The 23,813-nt window shown below is 69.7% G+C and carries 24 protein-coding genes and 1 tRNA gene; 8 read left to right on the top strand and 17 right to left on the bottom strand.

Annotation, left to right across the window (positions count from 1 at the left end; translation table 11 throughout):
* The first annotated feature begins 127 nt into the window (after positions 1-127).
* Positions 128-610, top strand: a complete 483-nt coding sequence (locus WAE60_RS10600) for an SRPBCC family protein (protein WP_337686270.1) — start codon at positions 128-130, stop codon at positions 608-610.
* 179 nt (positions 611-789) lie between these two features.
* On the opposite strand, the gene WAE60_RS10595 is transcribed toward WAE60_RS10600, so the two are convergent.
* Complete coding sequence (locus tag WAE60_RS10595; protein WP_337686269.1) at positions 790-1,542, bottom strand: extensin family protein; 753 nt, start codon at positions 1,540-1,542, stop codon at positions 790-792.
* 140 nt (positions 1,543-1,682) lie between these two features.
* On the opposite strand from WAE60_RS10595, the gene WAE60_RS10590 reads away from it, so the two are divergent.
* The gene (locus WAE60_RS10590; RefSeq protein WP_337686267.1) at positions 1,683-3,071 is read left to right on the top strand and encodes an MFS transporter; all 1,389 of its coding nucleotides are present in this window, start codon (positions 1,683-1,685) and stop codon (positions 3,069-3,071) included.
* Here the strand turns inward: WAE60_RS10590 and WAE60_RS10585 are convergent.
* The 4 genes from WAE60_RS10585 to WAE60_RS10570 all read right to left on the bottom strand — a co-directional run bounded on the left by WAE60_RS10585 (position 3,068) and on the right by WAE60_RS10570 (position 7,208).
* Positions 3,068-3,982 carry a hypothetical protein gene (locus tag WAE60_RS10585; RefSeq protein WP_337686265.1) on the bottom strand — a complete coding sequence of 305 codons (915 nt, stop codon included), beginning with the start codon at positions 3,980-3,982 and terminating at the stop codon, positions 3,068-3,070. The two genes, WAE60_RS10590 and WAE60_RS10585, sit on opposite strands and share 4 nt — an antisense overlap.
* A 3-nt stretch (positions 3,983-3,985) precedes the next feature.
* Positions 3,986-4,765 (bottom strand): hypothetical protein, encoded by a 780-nt coding sequence (locus WAE60_RS10580; RefSeq protein WP_337686263.1) that lies wholly within the window; start codon positions 4,763-4,765, stop codon positions 3,986-3,988.
* Between the two features lie 33 nt (positions 4,766-4,798).
* Entirely contained in the window at positions 4,799-6,787 is a 1,989-nt protein-coding gene (locus WAE60_RS10575) for a protein meaA (RefSeq protein ID WP_337686262.1), read from the bottom strand.
* A 91-nt stretch (positions 6,788-6,878) separates the two neighbouring features.
* Positions 6,879-7,208 (bottom strand): Mpo1-like protein, encoded by a 330-nt coding sequence (locus tag WAE60_RS10570; protein ID WP_337686259.1) that lies wholly within the window; start codon positions 7,206-7,208, stop codon positions 6,879-6,881.
* A 132-nt stretch (positions 7,209-7,340) separates the two neighbouring features.
* Here WAE60_RS10570 and WAE60_RS10565 point away from each other — a divergent pair, with 132 nt between their 5' ends.
* Together WAE60_RS10565 and WAE60_RS10560 are read left to right on the top strand one after the other, a co-directional pair.
* Complete coding sequence (locus WAE60_RS10565) at positions 7,341-8,165, top strand: acyl-homoserine-lactone synthase (RefSeq protein ID WP_029914445.1); 825 nt, start codon at positions 7,341-7,343, stop codon at positions 8,163-8,165.
* A 189-nt stretch (positions 8,166-8,354) separates the two neighbouring features.
* Positions 8,355-8,795, top strand: a complete 441-nt coding sequence (locus tag WAE60_RS10560) for a helix-turn-helix domain-containing protein (RefSeq protein WP_029914447.1) — start codon at positions 8,355-8,357, stop codon at positions 8,793-8,795.
* A gap of 85 nt (positions 8,796-8,880) precedes the next feature.
* On the opposite strand, the gene WAE60_RS10555 is transcribed toward WAE60_RS10560, so the two are convergent.
* Positions 8,881-9,210, bottom strand: a complete 330-nt coding sequence (locus WAE60_RS10555) for a PilZ domain-containing protein (protein ID WP_231499491.1) — start codon at positions 9,208-9,210, stop codon at positions 8,881-8,883.
* A 258-nt stretch (positions 9,211-9,468) separates the two neighbouring features.
* On the opposite strand from WAE60_RS10555, the gene WAE60_RS10550 reads away from it, so the two are divergent.
* A complete protein-coding gene (locus tag WAE60_RS10550) occupies positions 9,469-10,461 on the top strand; it encodes a glucokinase (protein WP_029914451.1) in 993 nt (330 codons plus the stop codon).
* Positions 10,462-10,618: 157 nt separating this feature from the next.
* On the opposite strand, the gene WAE60_RS10545 is transcribed toward WAE60_RS10550, so the two are convergent.
* The 5 genes from WAE60_RS10545 to WAE60_RS10525 form a co-directional block, all read right to left on the bottom strand.
* Positions 10,619-11,146, bottom strand: a complete 528-nt coding sequence (locus WAE60_RS10545; protein ID WP_337686256.1) for an SRPBCC family protein — start codon at positions 11,144-11,146, stop codon at positions 10,619-10,621.
* 57 nt (positions 11,147-11,203) lie between these two features.
* Positions 11,204-11,626, bottom strand: a complete 423-nt coding sequence (locus WAE60_RS10540) for a VOC family protein (RefSeq protein WP_029914457.1) — start codon at positions 11,624-11,626, stop codon at positions 11,204-11,206.
* A 24-nt stretch (positions 11,627-11,650) separates the two neighbouring features.
* Positions 11,651-12,085 (bottom strand): nuclear transport factor 2 family protein, encoded by a 435-nt coding sequence (locus WAE60_RS10535; RefSeq protein ID WP_337686253.1) that lies wholly within the window; start codon positions 12,083-12,085, stop codon positions 11,651-11,653.
* Positions 12,086-12,156: 71 nt separating this feature from the next.
* Positions 12,157-13,419 carry an RNA polymerase sigma factor gene (locus WAE60_RS10530; protein WP_337686251.1) on the bottom strand — a complete coding sequence of 421 codons (1,263 nt, stop codon included), beginning with the start codon at positions 13,417-13,419 and terminating at the stop codon, positions 12,157-12,159.
* Between the two features lie 4 nt (positions 13,420-13,423).
* Complete coding sequence (locus WAE60_RS10525; RefSeq protein WP_029914462.1) at positions 13,424-13,828, bottom strand: YciI family protein; 405 nt, start codon at positions 13,826-13,828, stop codon at positions 13,424-13,426.
* A gap of 204 nt (positions 13,829-14,032) precedes the next feature.
* On the opposite strand from WAE60_RS10525, the gene WAE60_RS10520 reads away from it, so the two are divergent.
* Positions 14,033-14,164 carry a hypothetical protein gene (locus WAE60_RS10520; RefSeq protein WP_255347302.1) on the top strand — a complete coding sequence of 44 codons (132 nt, stop codon included), beginning with the start codon at positions 14,033-14,035 and terminating at the stop codon, positions 14,162-14,164.
* An 82-nt stretch (positions 14,165-14,246) separates the two neighbouring features.
* On the opposite strand, the gene WAE60_RS10515 is transcribed toward WAE60_RS10520, so the two are convergent.
* Both WAE60_RS10515 and WAE60_RS10510 read right to left on the bottom strand, forming a co-directional pair.
* Positions 14,247-14,323: transfer RNA gene (locus WAE60_RS10515), tRNA-Met, on the bottom strand.
* Positions 14,324-14,367: 44 nt separating this feature from the next.
* The gene (locus WAE60_RS10510; protein ID WP_337686249.1) at positions 14,368-15,432 is read right to left on the bottom strand and encodes a glycosyltransferase; all 1,065 of its coding nucleotides are present in this window, start codon (positions 15,430-15,432) and stop codon (positions 14,368-14,370) included.
* Positions 15,433-15,621: 189 nt separating this feature from the next.
* On the opposite strand from WAE60_RS10510, the gene WAE60_RS10505 reads away from it, so the two are divergent.
* Positions 15,622-16,839, top strand: coding sequence for a PQQ-dependent sugar dehydrogenase (locus WAE60_RS10505; RefSeq protein ID WP_337686246.1), 1,218 nt, complete (start codon positions 15,622-15,624; stop codon positions 16,837-16,839).
* Between the two features lie 156 nt (positions 16,840-16,995).
* Here the strand turns inward: WAE60_RS10505 and WAE60_RS10500 are convergent, their stop codons facing one another.
* The 3 genes from WAE60_RS10500 to WAE60_RS10490 form a co-directional block, all read right to left on the bottom strand.
* A complete protein-coding gene (locus WAE60_RS10500; protein ID WP_029914468.1) occupies positions 16,996-17,367 on the bottom strand; it encodes a hypothetical protein in 372 nt (123 codons plus the stop codon).
* A 70-nt stretch (positions 17,368-17,437) separates the two neighbouring features.
* Positions 17,438-18,553, bottom strand: a complete 1,116-nt coding sequence (locus tag WAE60_RS10495) for an NAD(P)/FAD-dependent oxidoreductase (RefSeq protein WP_337686243.1) — start codon at positions 18,551-18,553, stop codon at positions 17,438-17,440.
* A 22-nt stretch (positions 18,554-18,575) separates the two neighbouring features.
* Positions 18,576-18,875 carry a hypothetical protein gene (locus WAE60_RS10490; RefSeq protein WP_029914471.1) on the bottom strand — a complete coding sequence of 100 codons (300 nt, stop codon included), beginning with the start codon at positions 18,873-18,875 and terminating at the stop codon, positions 18,576-18,578.
* A gap of 154 nt (positions 18,876-19,029) precedes the next feature.
* On the opposite strand from WAE60_RS10490, the gene WAE60_RS10485 reads away from it, so the two are divergent.
* Entirely contained in the window at positions 19,030-20,157 is a 1,128-nt protein-coding gene (locus WAE60_RS10485) for a hypothetical protein (RefSeq protein ID WP_337686240.1), read from the top strand.
* A 96-nt stretch (positions 20,158-20,253) separates the two neighbouring features.
* Here the strand turns inward: WAE60_RS10485 and WAE60_RS10480 are convergent, their stop codons facing one another.
* On the bottom strand, positions 20,254-23,685 hold the full coding sequence (locus WAE60_RS10480) for an indolepyruvate ferredoxin oxidoreductase family protein (RefSeq protein ID WP_029914474.1): 3,432 nt from the start codon (positions 23,683-23,685) through the stop codon (positions 20,254-20,256).
* Positions 23,686-23,813 lie beyond the last annotated feature (128 nt).

Raw genomic sequence — 23,813 nt, 5'->3', positions numbered from 1 at the left:
CACCCGAGACGGGCCTCGGCTTCCCGCCATCGACTCGCGGTCTCGACAAAAGTTCGCACCCGATGTCGGATCGCCGACGTCGGGGCCGTCCTTCGGGCGCAACACCCCACTCCCTTGGAGAAACGCCATGGACACCCCCGCCCCTTCGCCCGTCGCCGACCGCGAACTGGTGCTGACCCGCGTCCTCGACGTGCCCGCCGACAAGCTGTTCAAGTGCTGGACCACGCCCGAGCGCATGCACGAATGGTTCTGCCCCAAGCCCTGGACCGTCTCGCACGCCGAGATGGACATCCGCCCCGGCGGCGCCAGCCTGATCGTCATGCAGGGCCCGAACGGCGAGGAGGTCCCCAACCCGGGTCTCTTCCTCGAGGTCGTTCCGAACAAGCGCCTGGTCTTCACCGACGCCTTCGCCTCGGACTGGGTCCCGGCCGGCAAGCCCTTCATGGTCGCGACCATCGAGTTCGACGACCTGGGCGACGGCACGACCCGCTACACCGCCACCGCCCGCCACTGGACCGTCGAGGACCGCCAGACCCACGAGCAGATGGGCTTTCACGAGGGCTGGGGCATCGTCGCCGACCAGCTGGCCGAGGTGGCCAAGACGTTCTGATCCACTCCGCTCGTCATCCTCGGACTTGTTCCGAGGACCCCTCGTTCAGACACGAAGAACGTGGACCAGGGGAGCGGCGCGTGCGCGGCCGAACCCAACCGACAAACCGGCGGCCAAAGGGGTCCTCGGAACAAGTCCGAGGATGACGGAGATAGGGTGCGCGTTCCGCGCCCCCTATCTCACGCGCACTTGCTCCACCCGTGCATGTCCAGGTGGAAGTGGTCATGGTGCTCGGCGTTGAAGTCGGGGCTCAGCGTGGTGATGAACACCCGGCAGGCCCCGTCGCGCACGCGGCGCAGGAACTGGCCCTTGGGGCCGGGATCGTTCCAGTCGCGGGCCACGTAGACCGTCTGGCCGTCGGCCAGCTTGAAGCCGGCCAGATCGATGGCGTCGGCGGTGGCGTGCTCGCTGACCGGGCCGGCCGTCCTGCCGTACTGCCGCCGGCACGAATAGGTGCCGTAGTGCTCCAGGCCCACCACGCCCTGGCCCAGCACCTCGTAGGCGGCCGGCTGCACCACCTGGCGCTCCCAGATCGACAGGGCCAGGGCCTCCTTGCAGACCATCGGCGCGTCCGTGGGCGACAGGCCGGCCATGCCGCCGTCGATCCTCAGGGCGTCGCGCACCGTGCAGAAGCCGCCGTCGGTCTTTTCCGGGACCTCCTCGTAGGACAGACCCGCCTTGCGCAGGATCGCCCGGCAGGTGGCCGGATCGGCGCCGGCCCGGGCCGCCTTGATCCGCGTGGCCATGCCCACCGGGTCGACGATGCTGAGGGGCTTCCACGGCAGGTGCTGGCGGGCGATGCCGCGCTCGGCCACCAGGGCCATGACCAGCACCAGCGACCACAGCAGGACGAGCGCCGTCAGCCCCGCCAGGCGGTTCTGGCGGCGCGTGCGGTGCTCGACGCTCTGATGGCGCGGAACGCGGTAGGCCATGGCGGGGGGAGCGCCCGAAAAGGTTAACGGCCAAGCCTTGCCTTAGGCGCGCGCGCCTTACAACCCTCTCCGGAGAGCGAAGACCACAAGGCTTGGCTTGGCGGCCGGAAAGGGCCATCTACCGCGTCCCGGAGACGCCCATGACCCCCACCAACAGCTGGCGCGGCCTGCTGAACGCCGAACTGGCCCCGCGCTTCGCCCTGCTGTGCCTGGGCATCTGGCTGAACGCCGCCGACACCCTGGTGACGGTGACGATCATGCCGAGCGTCGCCAAGGAGATCGGCGGGTTCCAGTATTTCGGCTGGTCGATCGCCGCCTTCCTGCTGGGCTCGATCCTGGCGGGGGCGTGCGCGGGCAAGCTGTCGATCCGCTTCGGACTGCGCCGCGCCACCGCCCTGGCGGGGGTGGTCTACGCCGTCGGCTGCGCCATGGGCGCCCTGGCCCCGGAATTCCTGACCTTCGTGGCCGGCCGCCTGGTCCAGGGCCTGGGCGCGGGGGCGATCGTCTCGCTGTGCTACGTGGCCATCAGCGCCATGTTCCCCGAAAGCCTGTGGCCGCGCGTCTACGGCGCCATCGCCGGAGTCTGGGGCGCGGCCACCCTGCTGGGCCCGCTGTGCGGCGGCCTGTTCGCCGAGGCCGGTTTCTGGCGCGGCGCCTTCTGGTTCTTCGTGGTCCAGGCGGTGATCTTCGTCGGGGCGGTGCTGGTCATGGTGCCCGGCGCGCCGAAAGCCCCGGAAGGCGGGCGCATCCCCAAGCGGCAGCTGGCCCTGCTGACCGTCGGCGTCACGCTGATCGCCGCCGCCGGCGTCGTGCCCGGTCAGGTCGCGGCCGCCGCCTGCGCGGCGTTCGGGACCCTGGCCCTGGCCGCCATGCTGCTGGTCAACGGCCGCACGGCCGAGCGCCTGCTGCCGCGCGCCGCTGGCGACCTGCGCACCGCGACGGGCCTGGGGCTGATGGTGATCTTCTTCTGCGAGGCCGCGACGGTCGGCTTCTCGGTCTACGGCCCGACCTTCATCCAGACGCTGCACGGCGCCGGCCCCCTGCTGAGCGGCTATGTGATCGGCGGCATCGCGGCGGGCTGGACGGCCCTGTCGTTCGTGGTGGCCGGCCTCAAGCCCGAACACGAGGGCCTGGCGATCCGCCTGGGCGCCGTGGTCATCGCCGCGGGCGTGGCCTGGGGCGCGTTCGAGATGGTGCGGGGCGGCCTGGTCGGAATCACGGCCTCGATGGTGCTGCTGGGCGCCGGCTTCGGGATCTGCTGGGCCTTCCTGGCCAAGCGGGTGATCGGCGGCGCGCCGCTGGAGGAGCAGCCCCTGGCCTCGGCCGCCGTGCCCACCACCCAGCTGATGGGCGGCGCCACGGGCGCGGCCGCCGCCGGCGCCCTCGCCAACGCCCTGGGCTTCGCCCACGGGGTGACGCCGGAGGGCGGCCTGGCGCACGGCCTGCTGCTGTTCTACGCCTTCCTGCCGCTGGCGGTGATCGGCCTGCTGGCGGCGTGGCGGCTGGGGCGGGACCGACCCGCCGCCTAGGACCCGGTCCCGGCGCCGGGCTCGGCGTCATCGATCGTTTCCAGCAGGACGGGCCTATAGCCATAGGTTTCCGGGGGTAGGCGCAACTCCGACAGGTCCCGGTCGAACCGCCGGCTCTGATCCTCCATCTCCTCCCAGGCGGTGGTGACGTTCTCCTCGTGGTCGACACCCCGGATCGGCACGACGAAAGGCCTGTCCAGCGGGGCCGCGTCGGGGTGGAAATTCACGGCGGGATCCGCCTCGCGCAGGGCGTTCACCGCCAGGTCGTAGGTCAGGCAGGCGGCCGACATGTCGATCGTCACGTCGCCGCCGCGATGCTTGAGGTACGAGGGCAGGCCCGCCGCGCCCGGTCCCACACGCAGCCGCAGCTTGAATTTCTCTCCCCGGGGTCGGGGCAGAATCTCCAGGATCTGGTCGAGGCGGATCGTTCCGCCCAGCGCGCGACTGTAGAGCCCCTCGGCGTCGATCCGCGTTTCCACCCTGACCGACAGGCCGCGCCAGGCGTCCCACGCCACGCTGGCGACGAAGCCCAGCACGACGAACAGGTCCAGCGCCAAGGCCAAGGCGTCGCCTGCGTCGAACGACGCGACCGCCATGCCGATCGCGCACGCCAGCCCGGCCAGCGGCAGGACCAAGGCCACCAGGCGCCGGAACCGGCGGGTCGGGCTGGTCAGCCAGACACCCGGCTTCGGCGAAGCGACGCGGTCCAGGCGCGGCCCCAAAGGCAAGGGCTGCTTCAGCGCCGCGCCGACAAGGTACAGGAACATGCCGCCCACCACCGAACCGGGCGTGCCCTGATCCACGGCCGTGACCAGCAGGACCCAGGGGATCGCGGGGGCGGCCTCGATCGCCAGCTCCAACGCTCGGGTAGGGACAGCCGCGCCGTCGGCGATCCTGCGCAAAGGGCTCATGGCCTAGAGATCGGCTTCGACGATGTCGGTCGCGCCGCGCACCGGCAGGACCAGGCCGGCCGAGCGCGGACGACGGACCTCCAGATCGGGGCAGGCCGCGCGCAGGGCGTCCACGGCCGTGATCGGTGAAAGGACCGTCGGCGACAGGTCCAGATCCAGGAAGCCGTTCCGCCGACGCACGTAGTCCGGCAAGGTCGCAAGAGCCTCGGGCCTCAGCACGAGGCGCAACGACGAGTCCGCCTTGTCCGGCCGGACGACAAAGTCGATGGCGCTCCACGGGACGACGCCCTTCCATTCGCGCGCGGAGACTCCGGTCCGGTCGACGGACAGCTCCAGAACGGACCTCCCCCGCCGTGCGAAAGCGGCCACCGCGAACGCCGTCAGGGCCGCCGCCACGCCGCACGCGCCGAGAAGCCTGGGCGTGTCGCCGATGCGCCAGGCGTAAACGGCCTGGTCGGCGAACCTGCAACCCCACCCCGCCAGCACCAGAGTCCATAGGCCGACGTCGATCCGAAGGGCCCGCGCGGTGCGCCACTTTCCCGACTGGACCGGGCGGCCTCGTTCCAGCCACGTCTTCACCTTCGGGCGCGAGAGCAGCCAGGAGACGACGAAGAGCGACACGGAACCGAGGCTTGGGAGTTCCATCGCCTGCGGCCTCATGGCGTCGAGCCACCGGCTCGTCCACGTGGCCCCGATCCCGAACCCGATCAGCAGCGCCCAGAAAGCGCCGGTCCGGAAGCGCTCGGCCGTCGTGGGGGTATAGTCTGCGCCGAAGGTCGCCATGGGGCGCACTCTAGGCGTGTAACGGCCCTCCGCTCAAGCTTCCGCCAGCGCCGCGGCCTCCACCAGCCGCACCACGTCGCCCATGATCTCGGTGATCTTGAAGTCCTTGGGCGTGTAGATGCGCGCCACGCCCATCTGCTTGAGGATCAGGGCGTCGCCGTCGGGGATGATGCCGCCGGCCACCACGGGGATGTGGCCCAGGCCCTCGGCGCGCATCAGGCGGATCACCTCCTGCACCAGGTCCAGGTGCGAGCCCGACAGGATCGACAGCCCCACCACGTGGGCGCGGCCTTCCTTGGCGCGGCGAACGATCTCCTCCGGCGTCGAGCGGATGCCGTCGTAGATGACCTCCATGCCGCAGGCCCGGGCCCGGGTGGCGATCTGCTCGGCGCCGTTGGAGTGACCGTCCAGGCCCGGCTTGCCGACCAGATAGGTCAGGGTGCGGCCCAGCAGCTGGGACACCCGCTCGACCTGCGCCTTCACCGCCTCGACGTCCTCGGCCTCGCCGGTCGAGACGACCACGGCCACGCCGGTGGGGCCGCGATACTCACCGAACACCTCGCGCAGCGCCCCGGCCCACTCGCCGGTGGTGACGCCGACCTTCGCGGCGGAAATCAAGGGCTCCATGATATTCCGGCCATCGCGCGCGGCGGCCTTCAGATCGGCCAGCACCGTTTCGACGGAGGCGGGGTCGCGGGCCGCCTTCCAGGCCTTCAGCCGCTCGACGACGCCCGCCTCCAGCAGCGGATCGACCGTCTCGATCGCCTTGCCGCCGGCGGCCAGGGGCGAGGCCTCGGTGTCGGTCCAGCGGTTGACGCCGACCACGGTCAGGTCGCCGGTCTCGACCGAGCGCACCCGCGCGGCGTTCGACGCCACCAGCTGCGTCTTCATGTAGTCGATGGCGTTGCTGGCCCCACCCATGCCGTCGATCAGGGCCAGTTGCTCCAGCGCGCCCTTGCTGAGTTCGGCCACCTTGGCCTCGACCACGTGGCTGCCGTCGAACAGGTCCTCGTATTCCAGCAGGTCGGTCTCGTAGGCCAACACCTGCTGCAGCCGCAGCGACCACTGCTGGTCGAACGGACGCGGCAGGCCCAAGGCCTCGTTCCAGGCCGGCAGCTGCAGGGCCCGGCAGCGGGCGTCCTTGCTGAGGGTGACCGCCAGGGCCTCGATCAGGATGCGGTAGACGTTGTTCTCGGGCTGCTGCTCGGTCAGCCCCAGGCTGTTGACCTGCACTCCGTAGCGGAACCGCCGGGCCTTCTTGTCCTGCACGCCGTAGCGCTCCAACAGGATCTGGTCCCACAGCCGGGTGAAGCTGCGCATCTTGCAGAGCTCGGTCACGAACCGCACGCCGGCGTTGACGAAGAAGCTGATGCGTGAGGCGACGATCTCGAAGTCCTCGTCGGGGACCTGGCCGCCGGCCTTGACGGTCTCGAGCACGCTGATGGCCGTGGCCAGAGCGAAGGCCAGCTCCTGCTCCGGCGTCGCCCCCGCCTCCTGCAGGTGGTAGCTGCAGACGTTCATCGGGTTCCACTTGGGGACCTCGCGGTAGCACCAGGCGATCATGTCGCCGATCAGCCGCAAGGACGGCTCCGGCGGGAAGATGTAGGTGCCGCGGCTAAGATACTCCTTGATCAGGTCGTTCTGGGTGGTGCCCTGCAGCAGCGCGCGGTCGGCCCCCTGCTCGTCGGCCAAGGCCACGTACATCGCCAGCAGCCAGGCGGCCGGGGCGTTGATGGTCATCGAGGTGTTGGACTGCTCCAGCGGGATGCCGTCGAACAGGGTCCGCATGTCGCCCAGATGGGCGATCGGCACACCCACCTTGCCCACCTCGCCCCGCGCCAGGATGTGGTCGGCGTCGTAGCCGGTCTGGGTGGGCAGGTCGAAGGCGACGGACAGGCCCGTCTGGCCCTTGGCCAGGTTGGCGCGATAGAGGGCGTTGGATTTCTCGGCCGTGGAGTGCCCCGCATAGGTGCGGAAGATCCAGGGCGCGTCAGGCGCGTGCTGGAACGGCTTGGCTGACATCCTGCGCTTCCCGTTTATCGTTGTTCTTAATTACCAACGATCATGAACCGGGTTTTGCTGCAACGCAACATCGCAAGAGCGAAGGTGAGACTCAGAAGGGGCGCTTGCCCGTCACCACCTCGAACCACAGCCGGAAATCGCCCGCCAGGCTGTAGAGCGGGTACTTGAACGTGGCCGGCCGGTTCTTCTCGAACACGAAGTGGCCCACCCAGGCGAAGCCGTAGCCGACGAAGGGCGCGGCGACGAAGAACCGCCAGTCGACCAGGAAACCGCAGACCAGGGCGGCGATGACCAGGGTCGTGCCGACCACATGCAGCCGCCGGCTGGTCCGGTTGACGTGTTCGGTCAGGTAGAACGGGTAGAACGCCGCGAAGGTGCGGTAGCGTTCCCCATCCTTAGCAGGCTGATCATGCGCGGTCATGGACCCGATGTTCCGCCCGACGGAGCCCGGTTGCAAGGGGCCACGCGGGCCCGGCATAGGCCGTTTGGCCTATCGCGTCGCGCGGAGGATCGGCCGCCTAATGCCCCATCCAGACAGCCGGGGGGCCGGGCCATGATCCACGTCGTCACGTCTCAGAACCGACATCTCTACGGCCCCCAGCTGTGGGCCATGCACGAACAGCGGCGCGAGCAGTGCGTCGAGAAGAACGGCTGGGTCGACCTGGTCGTCCTGGAAGGCGGGGAGGTCGACGACTACGACGACTCCCAGGCCGTCTACCTCTTGGGTTTCGACGCGGCCATGCGGCTGGAGGTGGGCCTGCGCCTGCATCCCACCGAAGACCGCTGCATGCTGGCCGACAAGTTCCCCCACCTGATCGCGCCGGACGAGACGCCCAAGAAGGGTCCGACGGTATGGGAAGCCACGCGGCTGTTCACCACCGAGGCCTATCGCGCCCGGAAGGGTCCGAACCGGGGCCTGCGGGTGTTCGAGGTCTGGGCCGCGGCCATGGAGCTGGCCCTGGTCAACGGCGTCGAGCGCTTCGTCGGCATGATCGACATGTCGCTGTATCCGGGGATCATGAACTCGCCGATCGACACGCGGCTGGTCGGCCTGCCCCGCCCCTACGCGTTCGGCGTGGTGGCCGGCTCGGAGATCGCCCTCTCCTACGCCCTGCTGGACCGGGTGCGCGAGGCGATCGGCGTCGACGGGCCGGTGGGCTACCACATCGACGAGTTGGACCTGCGGGCGTTCGGCGGCCTGGCGGCCGTCCAGCACCAGGTGATCCGCGCCCAGACCCCGCAGTTCGACCCGGGTTCGCCGCGCGACGAGGCCCTGGCGGCCGAGACCCTGTATCGACTCAACGACACCACCCTACAGGCCCGCCGAATCTGGGCCGAACGCGACGCTGTTCCGCCCGCGGAGCGACTCAACGCCTAGCCCCTGCTGCGGCGCCGAAACAATTTTGCCTGGAAATCGCCTCGATCTAGGCGTGTACGTCCGTGCGTTAGCGCAAGCATGGGGTTAATTAGCTAAACCTCAGCGACCTAACGCCGCGCTTTGCCGCATCAGCGTTCCACGAACGTGTTGGACGTGGCATTGTGCCTGGACAACCTTTGGAGGCGAAACTTGAGCGAAGAAACCGAGGGCCGACGCCCGAATCCCGTCGATCTGCACGTTGGCGGCCGCGTCCGGATGCGTCGCAAGCTTTTGGGCGTCAGCCAGGAACAACTGGCCGACTCGCTGGGCCTGACCTTCCAGCAGGTGCAGAAGTACGAGCGCGGCGCCAACCGCGTCAGCGCCTCCAAGCTGTATGAGATCGCCAAGACCCTGCAGGTCCCGGTGTCGTTCTTCTTCGACGGCCTGGCCGACCCGATGGACGGTTCCGACGGCGACGAGATCGGTCAACAGGCCGAACGCATCGTCCAGGAATTCCTGACCACCCCCGAGGGTCTGGAACTGGCTGAGGTGTTCCCGAAGATCGGCCGCGGCCGCGTGCGTCGTCAGGTCCTGGACCTGGTCCGCGCCATGGCCGAGGAAGCCGCCCGCGCCGAGAACGCCGCCGCCTAAGCGCCGGCCAAGACGAAGTAGCCTGTTCGGGCCCCGGCACCCCCCGCCGGGGCCCGATCGCGTTTTCAGGCGCGCTCTTCCGGCCTCAGCTGGCCGAGGCCCGTCGCGGGCTGGCCTGCCAAATACGCTTGGCCGTCTGCAGCGAGGCGGGGGCCAGGCCGCGCAGATCGTGGCTGCGCAGGATCTTCAGGCCGAACTCGCGGTCCTTCTGCCAGACCACCTTCACCTCGTGCGCATAGCCCGACACCAGGTCGACCAGCTGGACGCTGGACGGCGGTATGGCGCTGGACAGCATCTGGATGCGCAGGCCCGAGTCCGACTGGTCGCGCACGACGCAGTCCCACGCGAAGGCGCCGCACAGCACCTTGGCGGGGGTTTGCATCGCAGTGCGGGGACCGGCGCGGCGGTCGGTCATCCCGTCGGAACCAAACTTCGACATACCCCTAACAACGCGCGGCGCCGTTAATCGGCGGTGCAGGGGCAAGGTTTATTTCCCGCTGACCACGCCGGAAGTCACGGTTTTCCCCAGCAAAAACGCCGTTTCGCGCCGATCGCGCCGCCGCGCGGGGAACCCTCCGCGAACGCGGTTATTTAGCGAGTAACCCGCTTGGGGCTATGATGCGATCAGGCCGGCGTAGACCGGCCGCCCCGGGGAAACAAAAAGGACCGCCCGATGACCCACGGCGTGGCGCTGTTGGCCGACGTGAACGGCCGCGATCTGATCGTCGCCCTGGCCCGGCCCGGCGACGGTCCCGGCGAGCATCGCGTCCTGCCCGGCTCGACCCCGCTGGAGCTGGAGGCCGGCCTCAAGTCGGTCCTGGCCGAAGTGGGTCCCGACGACCTGGTCGGCGCGGCGATCGCCGCGGCGGGCCCGGAGATCGACGGGACGGTGATCGTGACCGCCACCGGCCTGAGCCTGTCCCTGACCTGGCTGCGCGCCGTCCTGCGCACGCCCCGGGTCTATCTGGTCAACGACTTCACCGCCTGCGCCATGGGCGCGCCCAAGGTGCCCGAGGCCGACCTGACCGTGATCCATCCCGGCAAGGCCGCCCGCAACGCCGCCATCGCCGTGCTGGGCCCGAACCTCGGCCTGGGCGTGGCGGGGCTGGCGCCGTTGCGCGGCGACGGCTGGCTGGCCGTGCCCAGCGAGGGCGGCCACATGGACTTCTGCCCGGTCGAGGCGCGCGAGGCGCCGGTCTTCTCGGCCGTGCGCGCCCGCCACGGCGAGGTCTCGGCCGAGCGCCTGCTGTCCAAGGAAGGCCTCAGCGACATCCACTGCGCGCTGGTCGGCGACGGGGATCCCCTCGTCGTGCCCGAAAATGACAACGTTATCATCGAGTTGGCGCGCGCCGGCGACGCCAAGGCCCGCGAGGCGATCTCGATCTTCAGCGCCCTGCTGGGCGGCTTCGCCGGCGACATGGCCCTGCTGTTCGCGGCCCGCGGCGGGGTGTTCCTGAACAGCCCCCTGCTGGAGACCATCGACGGCCTGCTGGACCGCGAAGCCTTCGCGCGCCGCTACCGGGCCAAGGGACGGATGAGCTACTACCTGGCCGAGGTGCCGGTGTTCCGCATGCCCGGCCGGCCCGCCCTGCTGGGCCTGTCCAGCCTGTTCACCCCCAGCGACATGCGCTACGGCGCCACGGAGGTGAAGTTCCTGGATTGCTGAGGGGGACACCGCCCAACGGTTGTCATCCCGGAAAGCGCGCAGCGCTTGTCCGGGACCCAGGTGAACCGCAAAAACCTTGGCCCAGCTCCTGGGTCCCGGACAGCCCCTGCGGGGCTTCCGGGATGACAACGATTTTGCGAGCTCGGGGAAACCTCCCCTACCCCTCCGCCGCCGTCTTCAGGCTCGCCAGCCCCGTCTCGAAGTCCTTGCCGGCCATCTTGTCCATGCTGAACAGCACGTCCATCAGCTTGAAGAAGAACGGCGAGTCCCCTTCCATGGCCCAGGTCACGCGGGTGGCGTCGCCCTCGGGTTCCAGGGTGAAGATCGCCCTGTTGCTGGCCTTGAACGGCTTGGTGAAGTCCAGGCGGATCACCAGTTTCGACGGCGCGGCGGCCTCGATGATCTCCATGCGCCCTGCCCCGGCCTTGTTGTTGCCGCTCCAGGCGTAGGTCGAGCCCAGGCCACGCGCCGGACCGCCGAAGGTGCGGGTCATGGCCGGGTCCAGCTTCTCGTAGGGCGACCAGGCGCCCCATTGGTGGAAGTCCTCGATCAGGGCGTAGATCTTCTGCGGCGGCGCCTTGATCACGGTCGAGCGGGCGACGCGGAACTGGTCGGGCTTGGTCGCGGCGTAGCCCAGCAGGGCGACGAGCGCGATGACCACGACGATGACGATGATCTTGAGCATGGCTTTCCCCGCCTTGTCGCGGGCGGGACCGACGGCCCCGCCCTTTCTTTCATGAGGTCAGGTCTTGGGCGTCGTCGCAATCGACCACGAGAAGCCGTAGGGGTCCTTGAGCTGGCCGTAGCGGTCGCCCCAGAACATCAGCTGCACCGGCAGCGACACCGTGCAGCCGGCCGCCACCGCGCGCTCGAACCAGGCGTCCACGTCGTCGACCTGCAGGTGCAGGGTGAAGGCGGCGGGCTTTTCGAACGGATAGCCGTGCTCGGGATAGAAGTCGCTGAGCATCAGGGAATTGCCGTTGATCAGCAGGTGGATGTGCATGGTCCGGCCCTGCTCGTCCGGCGGGATGCGGTAGATCACCTCGGCCGCGAAGGCCTTGGCGTAGAAATCGGCCGCCTCGGTGGCGTTGCTGGGCGACAGATAGGGCACGATGCCGCCGGAAACGGCGGGCAGCTTGGGCGGCGGTTGCTGGGCGTCGGTCATGGTCGTTCCTCTCCGATTTCGGGGTCAGGGCTGGAGATCGACGGCGGCCTTGAAGCTGCCGTCCATCAGGAAGGGCACGGACTCGTGCTGGTGGACGATCTTCCAGGCGCCGCTCAGCTTGCGCAGGCCCAGGGTGCAGCGGAACCACAGGTCGGGGGTCTCGCCGTCCGTCTTGGTTCCGGTCATGTGGGCCAGGCCGTGGGCGAAGGCGACGTCGCCGGCCGCGGCGATCGCCAGGTTCCGGAAGGCGTAGCCGATGGGGCTGGACCAGGTGTCGAACCAGGCCGCCAGCCCCTCGCCGTGGTCGTCGGGCGCGATCAGGGGCGGGGCCAGGGAATAGACGACCGGCGCGTCGCCCAGGCAGGCCGCGACAGCCGCGGCGTCCTTGTCGTGCAGGCCTTGCGTCCAGGCGTCGATCACGCAGCGGATCGCGATCTCTTCGGCGGCGGCGTCGATCATGGCGAGCTCCCGTTCGGTTCAGCCAAAGGACGGTCGCGCCCCCGCCGTCCCGACACCGGCGGGAAAACTTTCTAGCCGGCGCTTTCTTTCAGCAGCCGGTCCAGGTGCAGGCGGATGTGGGCGGCCTCGGCGGCGGTGTTGGCCAGGGCGATGGCCTGGTCGAAGGCGACCTTGGCCTCGTCCCGCCGGCCCAGCTGGAACAGCAGCCCGCCGCGCAGGCCGAAGAAGTGGAAATAGCCCGACAGCTTGGAAGCCAGGGGCTCGATCATCTCCAGGGCCGCCTCGGGCCCGGCCACCTTCGACACGGCCACGGCGCGGTTCAGGGTGACGACCGGCGACGGGGCCAGTTGCTCCAGGTCGCCGTACAGCAGGTCGATCCGCGCCCAGTTGGTGTCCTCGGCCCGCTCGGCCCGGTCGTGCTCGGCGGCGATGGCGGCCTGCACCAGATAGGGCCCCGGCCGGCGGTGGCGCACGGCCTTGTCGATCAGGGCCAGGCCCTCGGCGATCATCCGGCCGTTCCACAGGCTCCGGTCCTGCTCCTCCAGCAGCACCACCGCCCCGTCGGCGTCGAACCGGGCCGGGGCGCGGGCGTGCTGCAGCAGGAGCAGGGCGGTCAGGCCCATGACCTCGGGCTCGCCGGGGAACAGGCGCAGCAGCAGGCGCGCCAGGCGGATCGCCTCGCCGCACAGCGAGCCGCGCGTCAGCAGCTCCTTGCCGCCGGCCGAATAGCCCTCGTTGAAGACCAGGTAGACCATGGCCGCCACGGTGCTCAGGCGCTGCTCGCGCTCCTCCAGGCCCGGCGCGCCGAACGGCACGTCGGCCGCCCCGATCTTGGCCTTGGCCCGGGTGATCCGCTGCTCCATCGCCGACTCGCCGACCAGGAAGGCGCGGGCGATCTGCTTGACCGACAGGCCCGAGACGATGCGCAGGGCCACCGCCACCTGCTGGGTCGCCGGCAGGTCGGGATGGCAGCAGATGAACAGCAGCCGCAGCACGTCGTCGCGATAGTGCTCGCCGTCCAGCCGGTCGACCAGGGCGGCCTCGGCGTCCTCGAGGTCCGAGATCAGCTCCTCGGCCGGCAGGGGGGCCGAGCGGCTGGACTTGCGCACCCCGTCCAGGGCGGCGTTGCGGCCCACCAGGATCAGCCAGGCCGTCGGATCGCGCGGCGGGCCGTTCTTGGGCCAGGCCTTCAGGGCCCGCAGGCAGGCGTCCTGGAAGGCCTCCTCGGCGGTGTCCAGGTCGCGAAAATAGCGCAGCAGGGCGGCCACCGCCTGGGGCCGGGCCGCCGTCAGGGCCGCGTCGATCCAGGCCGCGTCGATGTTGGCGATGGTCATGCCTTCAACCCCTCGTGCTGACAGCGCGCCGGGGACGCGCCTCGCCCAGGCCGCCGGGACGATAGACGGCCAGCGGACGGATTTCATAGGCGCCCCGGTCGGGATTGGCCACGGCCAGGTCGTGGGCCACCGCGATCGCCGCGTCCAGGTCGCCGCAGTCGACCACGTAGAAGCCCAGCAACTGCTCCTTGGTCTCGGCGAACGGGCCGTCGATCACCAGGTGGTCGCGCGCCTTGCGCAGGGTGACGGCGGCCGTGGTCGGCAGCAGCCGGGCCACCGCGCCCAGCCGATGGACGGCGGCCAGGCCGGCCTCGACCGTCCCCAGCCGGGCCATGACCGCGGCGTCCTCGGCCGGCGACCAGTCCCCGACCACGTCCTCGGAATTGTAGCAAAGAATGGCATAGAGCATCGGCTGCGCACCTTGTCGTAGCCAGGACGATCAGGACCTCGGCAATCCGACACGACGGCCGCTAAAAATCGGGCTCGGCTGTTTTCGCCACGGTCAAGGAGCCCTATTTTCGCCCAGGCGTTCCCTGATCGTCAGCCCGCCGACACAAAACCATAAACAGAAAACGGCAAAGGGGAGGAGACGCTCGCAAGCCAGGAGCCGTTCGTGAGTTTGTGGATTTCGACGTTCTTCATCGTGTTCCTGCTCGGCATGCTGGCCTGGCCGAGCGTCGCTCCCCGCATCGACGCGATGCGCCGCAAGCGGCGCGGGGTCAGGCGGCGGTATTTCCAGGATTGAGCCGAGCATCGGTCGACGCCGGCGCGAAATCATCGACTTTTTGAGAAACCGCCCGGCTTGCGGGACCTTCAGGACCCGAGGGTGGTGGCTGGGGGCGGGATCGAACCGCCGACCTGTGGGTTATGAATCCACCGCTCTAACCATCTGAGCTACCCAGCCGCACGAAGCGGAGGCGGGCTTATAAGCGCAAAGCGGGGGCGGCTTCAAGTCCGTCCGAGCATCAGATTTAGCACCGCGTCGAGACGCCGCTTCAGGCTTTCCGGACCGTAGTCGTCCAGCACCTTGGCGCGGGCCGCCGCGCCCAGGGCCACGGCCTTTTCCGGGGCGGCGATCAGGCCGGCCAGGCCTCGCGCCAAGGCGGCCGGGTCGCCGGGCGGGACCAGGACGCCGTCGACGCCCTCGCCGATCATCTCCACGGGCCCGGGAATCGCGCTGGACGCCACCGGCAGGCCGGCGGCCATGGCCTCCAGCAGCACCAGCGGAAAGCCCTCCTGGTACGAGGGGAAGGCGAAGACGTCGCCGGTGGCCAGGAAGGCGGGGGCGTCGCGCCAGCCGACCAGTCGCACGCGCTCGCCCAGGGCGTGCTGGGCGATCAAGCCCTCCAGCCTGGCCCGCTCGTCGCCCTCGCCGGCGATCTCGCAATCGAAGGCCAGGCCCCCAAATCCTTCCCACCCGTCGCGCAGTAGCGCCAGGGCGGCGATCAGCACGTCGAAGCCCTTCTTGGGATGCAGCCGGCCGGCGGCGACGATGCGCGGCGGGCGGGACGTGTCGGCGAAGGGCCTGGCCAGGATGGCGGGCGGCTTCACGGCGTTGGGCACGAAGTGCACGCGCTCGGCCGGCACGCCGCGCTCGACCGCCAGTTCGGCCAGGTGCTTGCCGACGCAGACATAGTGGGTGCGCGTGATCTCGATGTCGAAGGCCGGCTTGTGCACGCAGATCGCCAGCAGCGTCTTGGCCGGAGCAACCTTGGCCATCAGGCGGGCGGGCCGCTGGCCGTGGCTGAGGATCAGGTCGGGCGCCGTGGCCCTGACCAGCTTGCGGGCCGCGCCCACGGTGATCGGGTCCCAGTCGGTATAGGCCGGCATCGCCGCCAGGGGCGGAACGCGCCCGGCCTGCTGGACCGCGACCTTGCCGCCGGCCCGCACCACGCCCGTCGCCGTTCCGCCATCGGCGGCGGCGTAGGCCTCCAGGATCGGCTGGTAGTCGAGGAACACCTGCTCCAGGCCGCCCAGGCCCTTGCCCAACATGGCGTGCAGGATGGCGGTCAAGGCGAGCTCCCCAGGAACGCCAGAGGCTGGCGAGGCCGGACCTTCGTCGGGCGACGCCGGGAAGTCAACGCGCCGGCGCCGCCGGGATGACAGCTGTGAAACGATCTGGATGACAACGGCGCGTCACGATGACAACGTAGTCACCTGACCAATCGTCGCCCCCTCGCCCCTCTCGTCAGGACAGTTTCCATGCGTCTTCGCCATCTCGCCCTCGCCGCGCTGGTCCTGTCGGCGTGCGGCCCCGCCCCCGCGGTCCAGGCCCAGCCCAATCCGCCGGTCGAGACCGGCCCGCCCAACGCGCCGGACCAGAAGCCGGCCTTCCCGCAGCAGACCCGCGCGCCCGAGGAGAAGCTGGGCGTGGCCTATCAGGTCGAGACCCTGGCCACGGGCCTGGACCATCCCTGGGGCCTGGCCTTCCTGCCCGACGGCTCCAAGCTGGTCACCGAGCGCGCCGGCCGCCTGCGTGTCCTGGGGACCGACGGCAAGCTGTCGCCCGCCGTCGCCGGCCTGCCGGCGGTGTTCGCCGAGGGCCAGGGCGGCCTGTTCGATGTGGCGCTTGACCCCGACTATGCCAAGAACGGCCTGGTCTACTGGACCTATGCCGAGCCCCGCGAGGGCGGCAACGGCACCACCGCGGCGCGCGGCAAGCTGGTGCTGGGCGCGGCGCCCAGGCTGGAGGACGTCCAGGTGATCTGGCGGCAGATGCCGACCATGGATTCGCCCCTCCACTTCGGCGGCCGCCTGGCCTTCGCCCGCGACGGGGCGCTGTTCATCACCACGGGCGAGCGCTCGATCATCCCCGGCCGCATGCAGGCCCAGAAGCTGGACGCGGCCCTGGGCAAGGTGATCCGCATCCGCCCCGACGGCTCGATCCCGGCCGACAACCCCTATGTCGGCAACCCTCAGGCCAAGCCCGAGATCTGGTCCAAGGGCCACCGCAACCTGCAGGGCGCGACGATCAATCCCTGGACCGGCGAGCTGTGGACCGTCGAGCACGGCGCCAAGGGCGGCGACGAGCTGAACACCCCCAAAGCCGGCAAGGACTACGGCTGGCCGACCATCACCTATGGCGAGGACTATTCCGGCAAGCCGATCGGCGACGGCATCACCCAGCACGAGGGCATGGAACAGCCGATCTATTACTGGGACCCGGTGATCGCGCCGTCGGGCATGGCCTTCTACAACGCCGACCTGTTCCCGGCCTGGAAGGGCAGCCTGTTCGTCGGCGGGCTCAAGGGCTACCTGGTGCGGCTGACGCTGAAGGACAAGCAGGTGGTCGGCGAGGAGCGCCTGCTGTCGGAGCTGAACCAGCGCATCCGCGACGTGGTCGTGGGCCCGGACGGGGCGCTTTACCTGGTGACCGACGAGGATGACGGGCGGGTGCTGCGGGTTTCGCCCAAACGCTAAAGCGGCGAACACTTGCCCCCTACGGACCGCTTCGCGGTCGTCTTCCCCCATAGGGGGAAGAGCGCTGTAGCCGATGCCGGCGCGAAGGCTCCGCCCCCTATGGGGGCGGACAGACCGCGAAGCGGTCAGGTGGGGGCAAGTGCGTGAGCCGTTGACCTACTTCGGCTTCCCCTTCCGCGCCTCCCAAAGCGTCGCCGCCAGCGAGGGCTTGCCCTTCAGCAGGGTCGCCGCCGCCATGCCGGCCAGGAACGAGGCGGTGGGGTGCTCCTGCATCATCGCCAGGACGCGCTTGTCCAGCGGCGGCTGGCGGGTGCGGGCCAGGTGCCGCTTGTGCAGCAGCGACCAGACGGTGACCACCACCGAGGCGGTGATCGCCACGATCGCGTAGGACCAGGCCGAACCGACCCACTGGGCCAGGAAGGCGAACACCGCCATCGCCCCGGCCACCGCGGCGATCGCCGCCGCCATGATCAGACCCGCCCCCGCCATCAACCGCGAGATCAGCCTGTCGATGAAATCGTCCAGCATCGCGCCCTCCTGAAAAGCCAAGATTGCAACGCGCGAAGCGGGAGTTGGTGGCAGGACTGGGGTTTGACCCCTACGCCGTCAGCCGCGCGGCGACCTCTTCGCCGATCGCCAGCGAGCTGGTCAGGCCGGGGCTCTCGATGCCGAACAGGGCCATCAGCCCCTCCAGGCCGTGGACGTCGGCGCCGCTCAGCTGGAAGTCGGGCTGGGGCTCGTCCGGCCCGTGAATCTTAGGCCTGATCCCAGCGTAGTCGGGCACCAGCAGCTCTTCCGGCACGTCCGGCCAGAACTTGCGGATATAGGCGGCGAAGGCGGCGCGACGGCCCTCGTCGACCGAATAGTCGGGGGCCGGGACATATTCCAGGTCCGGCCCGAACACCGCCTGGCCGCCGAGATCGTTGCGATAGTGGGTGCCCAGGGCCCCGTGGATCGGCGGCGGATAGATCAGGCGCTGGAACGGGGCCTTGGCCGCCAGACGGAAATAGACGCCCTTGCCGTAGTGGGCGGCGGGAATCTTGTCGGCCGGGAAGCCCTCGATCGTCGCGGCCACGGCTTGGGACGAAAGACCGGGCGCGGTGACCAGCAGGCGGCAGGAAAGGTTGGCCGCCTCGGCCCCGCCGATCCGCACGGTGAAGCCGCCGCCGGCCAGGGGCGTGGCGCCCTCGAACGGGGTGTTGACCACCACCGCCCCGCCGGCCGCCTCGATCTCGCCCTGCAGGGCCAGCATGTAGTCGTGGCTGGCGAAGACGCCGCTCTCGGGCGACAGCAGGGCGGTGTGGGCGTTGAGGCCGGGCTCCAGCGCCCGGGCCTGGGCGCCGGTCAGGTGCTCCATGCCCTCGACGTCGTTGTCGAGCGCCTGCTGGAAGATCGCCTCCAACTGCGGGATCTCGCCTTCGTTGGTGGCCACCACCAGCTTGCCGCACTTCTTGTAGTCGATGTGATGCTTGTCGAGGAACGCGTACAGCCGCCGCCGGCCCTGGACGCAGAACCGGGCCTTCAGCGAGCCGATGGGATAGTAGAGCCCGCCGTGGATCACCTCGGAATTGCGCGACGACACGCCCTGGCCGATGTGCCCTTCGGCCTCCAGCACCGCCACGACGAGGCCGCGCTGGGACAGGGCGTAGCCGCAGGCCAGGCCCACGGCGCCGGCGCCGACCACGACGGCGTCGAAATCGAACTCTTGGGTCATTCCGAGGTCACCAGCCGCCGCTTCACCCGCGCGATGCATCCAAGCGCTGCTTCAGCCCCGCGCGGAGTTCGGCGAAGAAGCCCTTGGCCTCGACGTCTCCCCTGGGGTCGCCCTCGGCCTCCAGCCTCGTCACCAAGGCTTCCAGTTTGTCGTCGCCGCCCATGATCTCGACAGCGCGCCGGTAGTTCAGATCGGCCAGCTCGGCCGCCACCGCCTCGTCCAGCGACGAGAACTCGCCCCGCGCGACGCGCTGGCCGAGATCGAAGGCGTCCTCGGGTCTGAGCGTCACCACGACAGGCTTGGATGGAACCGGCTTGTTCATGCGGCCAGCCTAGCACGGCCCCGGCGACGCGCCAGATGGCGCGGCCGCCCCCGCCTCGACCTTCATTGCCCTTTTTCGAGAGCTGTGAAACCCTTGCTCGACAAGGTTGAGGGCGCGCCGTCGTCACGCGTCGGCGCCTCAGGGAAGGGCCATCATGAACTTCGGCGCAGCGCTCGACGTCGCGGTCGGACTGATCTTCGTCTATCTGCTGGTCAGCCTGTTCGTCACGGCGCTCAACGAATACATCTCCAGCTTCCTCAACAAGCGCAGCGAGTACCTGCTGTCGCGGGTGCAGAGCCTGCTGGGCGGCGACGGCTCGGAGAAGAAGACCGGCGAATGGTCGCCCGAGATGTGCTCGGTGTGGAACCACCCGCTGATCAGCGCCCTCAAGTCGCACCAGACCGCCGAGGACCACTGCACCAAGCGCGGGGCGCTGCTGAAGAACGCGCCGTCCTACATCCCCGGCAAGACCTTCGCGGTGGCCCTGACCGAGACGCTGAAGCCGTCGGAGACCGCCCATCTCAGCTTCCAGCAGCTGAAGACCGCCGTCGCCGGCATCGAGAACAACGACGCCCTCAAGAACGCCTTGCTGCCGATGCTCGACGAGGCCGAGGGCAAGGTCGAGAAATTCCAGACCAACGTGGCCACCTGGTTCGACGGGGCCATGGACCGCACCAGCGGCGCCTACAAGCGCTGGATTCATCGCCTGACCTTCTGGGCGGGCTTCGCGGTGGCCATCGCCTTCAACGTCAATTCGCTGCAGCTGATCGACAACCTGTGGCGCGACCCGGTGGCCCGGGCCGGGCTGGTGGCCCAGGCCTCGCAGTCGGCCAAGGACGCCGAGACCGCCCAGGGCCTCCAGGCCCAGCTGTCGACCCCCGCCCCCTCCGGGTCGGACGCCTCGTCGGACGCCTCGGGCGCGGACGGCGCCGAATGCGCCTGCGACAAGGACCAGGACGCCGCCGACATCGGCCAGAAGCTGGCCCTGCCGATCGGCTGGACCCACGAGGCGATCTGCGACCTCTGGACCGACCCCCGCGCCAAGCCGACGCCCGGCCAGCTGCGGCAGCGGCCGCAGGACTGGAGCAAGAGCTGCAAGGCGCTCAAGCGCGACGGCTGGGGCGTCACCGTGAAGGTCTTCCTCAGCCTGCTGGGCCTGGCGATCACGGGCCTGGCGGTGTCCCTGGGCTCGCCGTTCTGGTTCGGCACCCTGCAGTCGGTGACCAACATCCGCGCCACCGGCATCAAGCCGGATCGGGCGGATGGGACCGCGCAGAAGTAGGCGCAAGTCGGGGACATGCCCTTGCGGCGTGTCCCCACCTACAAGCGCCGCACCCAGTCTTGGGGACACGCCTCAAGGGCATGTCCCCGGATCAGATCACCACTGGCTCCACAGCGTCGCCGCCTCGGCCTTGGCCTTGACCACCGAGGCGTCCTTGACGTGGCCGTAGCCGCGGATGTCCTGGGGAACCGCCGCGATGCGGGCCGCCAGGGGCAGGCGCTCGGGAGTCAGGCCGCCGGCCAGGCGATCCAGGGTGGTCTCGTAGTCGGTGACCAGGCCGCGCTCCATGCGGCGCTCCTCGGTCTTGCCGAACACGTCCAGCGGACCGCCGCGCAGGCCCTTCATCCTGGCCATGATCGGGAAGGCGACGTCCAGCATCCAGCCGCCGAAGGCCATCTTGCGCGGCGTGCCGTCCTTGTTCTTGGCGCCGATGATCGGCGGGGCCAGCCAGACCTTGGCCTTGCCGCCCTTGAAGGTCCCGGCCAGTTCGGCCGCGAACCGGCCGTCGGTATAAAGGCGGGCGACCTCGTACTCGTCCTTGTAGGCCATCAGCTTGTAGAGGTTCACGGCCGCCGCGCGGGTCAGGGGCAGGCCCTTCTCCTCGCCGCCCGCCGCCACTTCAGCCGCGCGGACCTTGGCCACCTTGGCGGCGTAGCGGTCGGCATAGGCCTGGTCCTGGTAGGCGACGAGGTCGGCCGTGCGCTTGGCGATCAGCGCGTCCAGCGGCATCGTTTCCGGCGTCGGGACGTCGGCGTCGCGCGGCCCCATGGCCGACGGATCGTGGGCGACCTTCCGGCCCAGCTCGAAGGCGGCCAGGTTGGCCTCGTAGTCCACGCCGTTCAGCTTGATGGCGCGGTAGATGGCGCGGCTGGAGACCGGGATCACCCCGTGCTGCCAGGCGAAGCCGACCATGATCATGTTGGCGAAGATGGCGTCGCCGAACTGGGTCTCGGCCAGGTGCTGGGCCGGGCAGGCGTCGAACGCCTTGGTCGCGCCCTTGATCCGCCGGGCCATGGCCCCGCTGTCGAAGCGGATGTCGCGGCTGGTGACGAAGTCGGCCGTGGGGGCGAAGTCGCTGTTGCCGAAGGCGGCGGTGCGGTCCTTGGCGTAGAGCGACAGACCCTCGGGCGAGGCGGCCACCAGCATGTCGCAGGCGATCAGCACGTCGGCGCTGGCGGCGGGCACGCGGCCGCCGACCACCGTCTCCTCGGTCTCGCCGATCTTGACGTGGCTGAACACCGAGCCGCCCTTCTGGGCCAGGCCCGTCATGTCGACCACGCTGCCGGCGCGGCCGTCCACGTGGGCGGCCATGGCCAGGATCGAGGCCACGGTCGTCACGCCCGTGCCGCCGACGCCCGTGAAGATGATCCGGCGCACGCCGTGGAAGTCGTCGAACACCGGCAGGGGCGTGGAGTCGGCCGTCAGGGCCGGGGCCTTCTTGGCCTGGGCGCCCTCGGCCCCTTCCAGGGTGATGAACGACGGGCAGAAGCCGTCGACGCAGCTGTAATCCTGATTGCAGGTCGACTGGTTGATCTTGCGCTTGCGGCCGAACTCGGTGTTCAGCGGCTCCACCGACACGCAGTTGGACTTGATCGAGCAGTCGCCGCAGCCCTCGCAGACCAGCGGGTTGATGAACACGCGCTTGGTCGCCTTGGCCATGGTGCCGCGCTTGCGGCGGCGGCGCTTCTCGGTGGCGCAGGTCTGGTCGTACAGCAGCACCGTCGTTCCGGGCGTGTCGCGCAGCATCTTCTGCACGCTCATCAGCTCGGACCGCGGGAAGACCTCGACGCCGGGGGCCAGGTCGGTGACGCCCTGATAGCGCTCCAGCTCGTCGACCACGATCACCGTCCTGGCCACGCCTTCGCTGGCCAGCTGGCGGGTGATCTGGGCGGGGGTGAAGCCGCTCTCGGCGCGCTGGCCGCCGGTCATGGCGACGGCGTCGTTGAACAGCAGCTTGTAGGTGATGTTGGCCCCGGCCGCGACGGCGGCCCGGATCGCCAGCGAGCCGGAGTGGTTGTAGGTGCCGTCGCCCAGGTTCTGGAAGACGTGCTTCTCGGTGGTGAACGGCGCGGCGCCCACCCAGGTCAGGCCTTCGCCGCCCATGTGGGTGTTCAGGTCGGTCGAGGGGTCGTTGAAGCTGGCCATGTAGTGGCAGCCGATGCCGGCCAGGGCGCGGCTGCCTTCGGGCAGCTTGGTCGAGGTGTTGTGCGGGCAGCCCGAGCAGAAGAAGGGCTTGCGGGCCTGGTCGGCGGCCAGGCTGACGGCGGCGACGCCGGCGGCCGAGACGCGGTTCAGATAGGCCTGGGCCCGCGCCATGTGCGGGCCGTCGGGCAGGCGGTCGTAGATGGCCAGGGCGATTTCGGCCACCGACAGCGAGCCCAGTTCCGACAGCAGCGGCGCGCCCTTCTCGTCGACCTTGCCGATGATGCGCGGCCGGGCCTGGGCGGGCAGGTCATAGAGCGCGGCGCGCGCCTGGGGCTCGATCAGGCCGCGCTTGTGCTCGATGACCATCAGGGTCTCGAGGCCGGCGGCGAAGGCCCGCAGGCCCAGCGGCTCCAGCGGCCAGGGCATGCCGACCTTGTAGATCGAGACGCCCAGGTCGGACGCCTCCTCCAGGGTCATGCCCATGGCGGTGAAGGCTTCCAGCACGTCCTTGTAGGCCTGGCCCTGGCAGACGATGCCCAGCCGCGCCTTGCCCACGCGCACGTGGTGGGCGCCCAGCACCACCCGGTCGACGCCGTTGGCGCGGGCGAAGGCCAGGGCGGCGGGGATCTTGTGCAGGCGGAGCCGGCGCTCCTTCTCCATCGGCTGGTCCTTCAGCCGGATGCCCAGGCCGCCGGGCGGCATGGGGAACTCGGGGATCACCAGCTTGTGGCGGTCCAGCGAGACGTCGATGGTCACGCCCGAATCCATGGTGTCGGCCAGGGCGATCATGCCCGTCCACAGGCCCGAGAAGCGCGACATGGAAATGCCCAGCAGGCCGTAGTCGAGCACCTCCTGCACGTCGGCCGGCGACAGCACCGGCATCTCGAAGTCCTGGAAGGCGAACTCCGACTGCGACGGCAGGGTCGAGCTCTTGCAGCCGTGGTCGTCGCCGGCCACCGCCAGGACGCCGCCGGTCGGGAAGCTGCCGGCGAAATTGGCGTGCTTGAAGACGTCGCCGGTGCGGTCCACGCCCGGGGCCTTGCCGTACCACATGCCGAAGACGCCGTCGTGAGTCGCGCCCGGGAACAGGTTCGCCTGCTGGCTGCCCCACACGGCGGTGGCGGCCAGGTCCTCGTTCAGGCCTTCCTTGAAGACCACGTCGTGGGCGGTGAGCAGCTTGGACATCCGCGCCGCCTGCTGGTCCAGCCCGCCCAGGGGCGAGCCGCGATAGCCGGAAAGGAAGCCCGCGGTGTTGAGGCCGGCCCGGGTGTCGAGCCGCTTGCGATCGAGGAGGACCCGGATCAGCGCCTGCACGCCGGTGATGAACGCACGACCATCTTCGAGCAGATATTTGTCGTCGAGCGTGATTTCCGAGTGCCGCATAGCAAAAATTTTCCTCCGGGGTCTTCCTGCCCGCTCAGCAATATCTTATAGAAGCGGGGAAATTGTTTGCCCAAGGTTTGCCCGACTCAAGGCCGCTTTGCGCAAGATCAACGCGTCAATCACCCTCT

It is taken from the genome of Caulobacter sp. CCG-8 (genome assembly GCF_037402475.1).
Classification (GTDB): Bacteria; Pseudomonadota; Alphaproteobacteria; order Caulobacterales; family Caulobacteraceae; genus Caulobacter.
This window is presented reverse-complemented; position numbering and strand designations above follow the sequence as displayed.